Annotated in this window: 5 protein-coding genes and 1 pseudogene; 1 reads left to right on the plus strand and 5 read right to left on the minus strand. The window is 55.9% G+C overall.

What is annotated here, in order from left to right; all coding sequences use genetic code 11:
• Window positions 1-76: 76 nt before the first annotated feature.
• A complete protein-coding gene (gene typA / locus ACQY36_RS07770) occupies window positions 77-1,924 on the minus strand; it encodes a translational GTPase TypA (protein ID WP_428078701.1) in 1,848 nt (615 codons plus the stop codon).
• A 200-nt stretch (window positions 1,925-2,124) separates the two neighbouring features.
• On the opposite strand from typA, the gene ACQY36_RS07775 reads away from it, so the two are divergent.
• Window positions 2,125-2,754: a hypothetical protein gene (locus ACQY36_RS07775; protein WP_428072010.1), complete on the plus strand. Its 630-nt coding sequence runs from the start codon at window positions 2,125-2,127 to the stop codon at window positions 2,752-2,754.
• A gap of 67 nt (window positions 2,755-2,821) precedes the next feature.
• On the opposite strand, the gene ACQY36_RS07780 is transcribed toward ACQY36_RS07775, so the two are convergent.
• From ACQY36_RS07780 to ACQY36_RS07795, 4 genes and pseudogenes are all read right to left on the minus strand, one after another.
• Window positions 2,822-3,388, minus strand: a complete 567-nt coding sequence (locus ACQY36_RS07780) for a hypothetical protein (protein ID WP_428078703.1) — start codon at window positions 3,386-3,388, stop codon at window positions 2,822-2,824.
• Between the two features lie 213 nt (window positions 3,389-3,601).
• Window positions 3,602-4,597 carry a GGGtGRT protein gene (locus ACQY36_RS07785; RefSeq protein ID WP_428078705.1) on the minus strand — a complete coding sequence of 332 codons (996 nt, stop codon included), beginning with the start codon at window positions 4,595-4,597 and terminating at the stop codon, window positions 3,602-3,604.
• 18 nt (window positions 4,598-4,615) lie between these two features.
• Window positions 4,616-5,317, minus strand: a complete 702-nt coding sequence (locus tag ACQY36_RS07790; protein ID WP_428056778.1) for an iron-sulfur cluster assembly scaffold protein — start codon at window positions 5,315-5,317, stop codon at window positions 4,616-4,618.
• Between the two features lie 157 nt (window positions 5,318-5,474).
• Window positions 5,475-6,709: pseudogene (locus tag ACQY36_RS07795) on the minus strand (hypothetical protein); the annotation flags it as partial.

Raw genomic sequence — 6,709 nt, forward strand, 5'->3', positions numbered from 1 at the left:
AAATGCGGCGCGGGCCTTTTAGCAAATAAGCGGGCAAACAGCTCCGGCCCGGAGGCTACCCCCCGGCGGCGCGGTTTTACGCCTCTTCCTCTTCCGCCAGCTCCGCGGCTTTTTCGGTGCGCTTTCTGAGGAGATGGGAAAGAATCTTCTTTCTCAGGCGCAGGGAAGAAGGCGTAATTTCCACCAGTTCGTCCGGCGCAATATATTCCACGGCCTGTTCCAGGCTCATGGTGCGCGGCGGCGTGAGCACGTAGGACTCGTCGCTCGCTTTGCTTCTCATATTGCTTAAATGTTTGGCCTTGCAGGGGTTGACGACCAGATCGTTGGAGCGGGCGTTCTGGCCCACGATTTCCCCCGCGTACACTTTTACGCCCGGACCTAAAAAGAGTTCGCCGTTGTTTTCCAGCGCGAACAAAGCGTAAGGAGTGGTTTCCCCGTCTTCTTTGGCAATCAGCACGCCGTTGCGGCGCAAATCCGGCAGGTTAACTTTGGGGTAATACCCGTGGAAACTGTGGTGCATAATGCCGGTGCCGCGCGTATTGGTCAAGAATTCGTTTTTAAAACCAATCAGCGCGCGCGAGGCAATCAGGTATTCCAAGCGCAGGCGGTCTTCGCCTTCGGAAACCATATTTTCCAGCTTGGCCGCGCGGGTGCCCAGCATGGTGAAAACCGCGCCCTGAAATTCGGATTTAATATCCAAAATCAGGTATTCCATAGGCTCTAAGAGCTGTCCGTTTTCTTCTTTATAAATCACTTCCGGGGAAGAAACGGCCAGTTCAAAGCCTTCGCGGCGCATATTTTCAATTAAAATCGTCAGGTGCAGCTCGCCGCGGCCGTATACCTTAAATTTTCCTTCGCCTTCCAGCTGTTCCACCCGCAGGCCCACGTTGGTCTGGGCTTCTTTTTCCAGGCGGTTTTTTAAGTGGCGGCTGGTAACGAATTTGCCCTCGCGGCCGGAGAACGGGCTGTCGTTTACCATAAAGTCCATGGACATGGTCGGCGCGTCAATAGCCAGCGGCGGCAGGGGCTTTAAAGCGTCCGGGCGGCAGATGGTATCGCCCACGTCCACGCCTTCCAATCCGGCGATGGACACGATGTCCCCCGCCGTGGCGTTTTCCACTTCCACTTTGCCAAGCCCCAAAAAGCGTTCAATTTTGGCGGCTTTGGCGTTGGTGACGGAACCGTCGTGATGAATAAGCGCCACCTGCTGACCTTTGGCAATGCTGCCCGCCAAAATGCGGCCGATGCCCACGTGGCCCAAAAAGTTATTGTAATCCAGCATGGTTACCTGCATTTGAAGCGGCGCGTCCAGAATCGCTTCCGGCGCGGGAACGTGGGTTAAAATCGTGTCCAGAATTGGGGCGATGTCGCTGCCCTTTTCTTCCATTTTCAGGCTCGCCCAGCCGGCGCGGCCGGAGGCGTAAATAATCGGAAAGTCCAGCTGTTCGTCCGTCGCGCCCAGCTCCATAAAGAGGTTGAACACTTCGTCCACCACTTCGCTGGGGCGCACGTGTTCGCGGTCCATTTTATTGATAACCACAATCGGGCGCAGGCCCAGGGCCAGGGCTTTTCTTAATACAAAGCGGGTTTGGGGCATGGGGCCTTCCACCGCGTCCACCATCAAAATGGCGCCGTCCACCATGCGCAGTACGCGCTCCACTTCGCTGCCGAAGTCCGCGTGGCCGGGCGTGTCTACGATATTAACGGTATGGCCTTTATAGCCGATAGAGGTGCATTTGGCCAAAATGGTGATTCCGCGCTCGCGCTCAAGCGGGTTGGAATCCAAAACGGTGTCCTGCGCCTGGTCCTCTTTTACTTTAAATTCTCCGGCAAATTTAAGGAGTGAATCCACGATGGTGGTCTTACCGTGGTCTACGTGGGCGATAATGGCCACGTTGCGTACGTCCTGGCGGGTGTTGTTCATATTTCAGTCTGTATCTTCCTGATTAATTTCCACAAAAATCCCCCTCCAAACAACCGCGGGGGCTTCTATACCAAAAGGCGCGCAGGCCTTTGATTAAAATTCGGTTTGCAGATATATATATTTTAGTATTTTTTAAGCGCTTCTGCTTAACTGTTTCCCGGCCGCACACACCCCGCCCCAAAATTATTTATAATAGGCATATGGAAAGAATCATTCAAATGCTCGGCATTCTCGCCGTTCTGTACGCGGCCTACGCGCTAAGCCTTAAAAAATGGACCTACGTTACCGAAGCCCGGCGTCAGCAGCGCCGACGGGAATTAAAAGAAAAAGGCCTTTCCAATATGTTTTATTTCATCGGCGCGCGCACGCTGTTTTTGCTCAACGCGGCAAGCGGCGGATTATTCTCGTTTTATTGGATATACCGCCAATGGCAGGCCGCGGGACGCGGATTTAAACGCCTGGACGGAAAGCCGCTAAAAGGCGGCCCGCTCGTGCGTACGCTGGGCGGACTGATTACGTTCTTCCCGTTAAACGCGCTGATTGCCCGCACCTGCGAATATATGCATAAAAAAGCCCCTCTTCCGCCGTGGGTGTGGGGCACGCTGTGGCTGGGCGGCCTGGCGGGCGCCGTTTTTGTTACGCGCTGGCCCGAACGCCTGATTTGCTACGCTTTTTTCTGCGGGGCTCCGGCGGCCCTTCAAAACCGTTTAAACGCCCTGCCCAAAGACCCCGTCCCCGCCAAGCCCAAACCCGCCGAAATAATAGCCGCCGCGGGCGGACTCATCCTGACGCTGGGTATCATTACGGCGTGGCGGGTGCTGGCGCATTAATTTATCCGGCACAAAAGACGGGGCGGGAAATAAATCCCGCCCCGTTTTTACAAAAGCTTAACCCTCCTCAACTCTTTTTATCTGCGGCCTGCCGGCCCATATGATGCGTGACCGTGCGCCTGACGGCTTCGGCCGCTTTGCGCTGCATATTGTACTGCTGGGCTTTAGCCACCGCCGCTTTTAACTGCTCGGGCGACATAGCCAGCATTTCCTCCACCGTCTGAAACATACCGTTGATGCCGGCCATCTCCTCCGGGGCCTGCGAAAGCGCCTGCTTTAACGATTTGTCCTCCACCCGCTGCATCAGGCTCAGCTCCTGATGGTATTTCACCGCCGCGGCCAACAGCACCGCCAGCTTGCGCTCGCGCGGGTGCTGCTGGTACACCAGCACGGTAGAGGCCACCAGACGGGCGTCCTCGTTTTGGGAAGCCAGCAACAGCGCCAAACTTAGGTCCTGCCCGCCCGCTTCGTTGACGCGTTCTCTCAGCAAGTCCAGCTTGGCGGGCATTTGCCGGCGCAGCTCGGCAAACGGGGACTGCTCCGCCGACACCGGCGACGAGCCAATCATCATCAGCGCGCCCGCCACCGTCAGCAAAGCCAGCACCCACCCGTATCTTCCGAATAAATTTTTCATAACCCCACCTCCAGCCCCGGCTGTAATTGCTTCTATACTGATAGTATTGCTGGAAAAACGTTTTTTTTCAACTGGCCGCCGCCGGCCAAAAAGGATTAGTTTCCCGCATAACAGGGGGCGGATTTTTCCGCACCGCAAACCCGCGCCGCCGCTTACGGGACGACAAAAAACCGCCCCCTTGCGGGAGCGGTTTTTTCGTCCAAAACAGCTGTGCTATTTCGCTTCGGCAATGGCCACCGCAACGGCTACCGTCGCGCCGACCATCGGGTTGTTGCCCATACCGATAAGGCCCATCATTTCCACGTGCGCGGGCACGGAGGAAGAGCCGGCGAACTGCGCGTCGCCGTGCATGCGGCCCATGGTGTCGGTCATACCGTAGGAAGCGGGGCCGGCGGCCATATTGTCCGGGTGGAGCGTGCGGCCCGTGCCGCCGCCGGAAGCCACGGAGAAGTATTTCTTGCCGTTTTCGGTCGCCCATTTTTTATAGGTGCCGGCTACCGGGTGCTGGAAGCGGGTCGGGTTGGTGGAGTTGCCGGTGATGGAAACGTCCACGCCTTCGTGGCGCATAATGGCGACGCCTTCGTTTACGTCGTCGGCGCCGTAGCATTTCACTTTGGCTTTGTCGCCGTCGGAGAACGCTTTTTCGCTCACGATTTTCAAATTGCCGGTTTTGTAATCATATTCCGTTTCCACGGAGGTGAAGCCGTTGATGCGGGAAATGATGTAGGCGGCGTCTTTGCCGAGGCCGTTTAAAATAACGCGCAGGGGTTCTTTGCGCACTTTGTTGGCGGTGCGGGCGATACCGATGGCGCCTTCGGCGGCGGCGAAGCTTTCGTGGCCGGCCAGGAAGCAGAAGCATTTGGTTTCTTCTCTAAGCAGCATGGCGCCCAGGTTGCCGTGGCCGAGGCCTACGGCGCGCTGGTCGGCCACCGAGCCGGGAATGCAGAAGCTCTGCAGGCCCACGCCGATTTTTTCGGCCGCTTCGGCGGCGGTTTTTACGCCGGCTTTAAGCGCGATGGCCGCGCCGACGGTGTAAGCCCAGACGGCGTTGTCAAAAGCGATGGGCTGGATGCCCTTGATGATTTTTTCCACGTCAATGCCTTTTTTGGTGCAGATTTCCTTGGCTTCTTCCAAGGAGGCGATGCCGTTCTCTTTCAAAACGGAGTTGATTTTATCAATTCTTCTTTCGTATCCTTCAAACGTAATCATATTCATTTTCTCCTGGGCTTACTCTTTGCGGGGGTCAATTTTCTTGACGGCTTCGTCAAAGCGGCCGTATTTGTTGACGTTCTTTTCAAACGCGGTTTTCGGGTCTTCGCCTTTCTTGATGGCGTCCATCATTTTGCCCAGGTTGACGAATTTGTAACCGATGATTTCGCTGTTTTTGTCCAAGCCGATTTCCAGCACGTAGCCTTCGGCCATTTCCAGGTAGCGCGCGCCTTTGGCTTCGGTGCCGTACATCGTGCCGATTTGGGAGCGGTGGCCTTTGCCCAAGTCTTCCATGCCGGCGCCGATCGGCAGGCCGTCGTCGGAAAACGCGCTCTGCGTGCGTCCGTAGACGATTTGCAGGAACAGTTCGCGCATGGCGGTGTTGATGGCGTCGCAAACGAGGTCGGAATTTAGAGCTTCCAAAATGGTTTTGCCGGGGAGGATTTCCGCGGCCATGGCGGCGGAGTGGGTCATGCCGGAGCAGCCCAGCGTTTCCACCAGGGCTTCTTTAATCACGCCGTTTTTAACGTTCAAGGTCAGCTTGCACGCGCCCTGCTGGGGAGCGCACCAGCCTACGCCGTGGGTAAGACCGCTGATGTCGGTAATTTGTTTGGCTTTGACCCATTTGCCTTCTTCAGGAATCGGGGCCGGGTCGTGCTTGGCGCCTTTGCAGACGCAGCACATATTTTGTACTTCAGGGGTGCATTTTTCGCAGCTCATTCTGGTCTCCTATATAAAAGTAAATCTTTCCCATATATTTTACCAAATACGGGGCGAAGAAGCCTCATTTTTTCCGCCGGTTTTTTCTGCCCAAGCGGCAAAAGAACGGGGCCCCCTAAACAGGAGGCCCCGTTAAATTTCCGTTTAAGCAAAACCGTTATTGTTTAACGGCGTATTTCACCGTGTGCGTATACGGAATAACACAGATGGTATGACACGCCTGGTTACCACCGCAATGTGCATCGGGACCACTGCCTACCATACTGCCCAAACACGTACAGCTCACATCATTAAACGCGCTCAGCACCGTATGATTGGCTACCAACTGATCATAGTTCATCAGCGTACCTTTCGGATATACTTTTCCGCCCAACCGGCAAGACAACTGACATTGAACGCCTTCCGTAGGAGTTGACGGGCAGGAGTCTACCATGCCATTCATCGCTTTAGAAGAGGCACAATGCTCGGCAACAATGGCGCTCGGATTCATAGAATTGCACGAGCCGTTGCGGATTAACGAGTTGGACCAATCCGCCGTCTGCCATGTCCACTGTTCTTCTGGCTCCACAGGCGTAGGAGCAGAAATATTCGGCGTGGCGCCCGAGCAGGCATACTTTTTAAAGCCGCCGCTGATCCAGCCGATATTATCGGAACGCAGCTGCTGGCAGTACGTATCCGAGGACTCGCACCGGCCGTTGGCCGCACGCAGGAAGCAGCCAAAGCCTACCAGTTTGCTCGCGCAGGCCGCCGCACCGGAAATAGAGCCGATATCCGCGTGATAACCGAGATTTGTGCCGTTGGCGCAAACATATTCGGTAGAAGATAAACCGTATTTGGCCGCCAGACATTCTTTAAACGCACTTTCCGACAGGGAATCCGAACAGCAATCCTGTTCTTCCAAACATTCTTCTTCCGTCTTGCTGCATTCGCCCCACGCACCCGTGCTCCATTCTCCCGTAGAAGCGTTACACGTTACAGAACGAGTCTGTGTGCCGCAGTCGTTGCACGTCTGGCTTTCTTCCGGCTTCGTTCCCGTGCATTCGCACTCATCGGCTATGGAGCAAGCGCCCCATTCTCCCCACGTACCGTTGGAAGTGTTGCACGTGCGCGTCTGCGTGCCTTTCCCCTGGCATCCACATGCACGCGTGCTTTCCCCTTCACAGCTGCAAGCGTCAGAAATGGAACACGCGCTCCAGCTGCTCCACGTACCCGTGGACGTATCGCACGTACGCGTTTGCGTTCCGCCATTGTTACACCCGCACGACTGCGTAGAAGAGCCCGGACATTCTTTCTCTTCCGGTTCCCCTGCACATTCCGCGCCGCTCCGGTAGTCCGCACGCGCCATTAAGGCAGAACATAACGGGTAATCTTTATTCAGCTTCGCACATTCCG

The organism is Candidatus Avelusimicrobium alvi, from assembly GCF_958451995.1.
Taxonomy (GTDB): Bacteria; Elusimicrobiota; Elusimicrobia; order Elusimicrobiales; family Elusimicrobiaceae; genus Avelusimicrobium; species Avelusimicrobium alvi.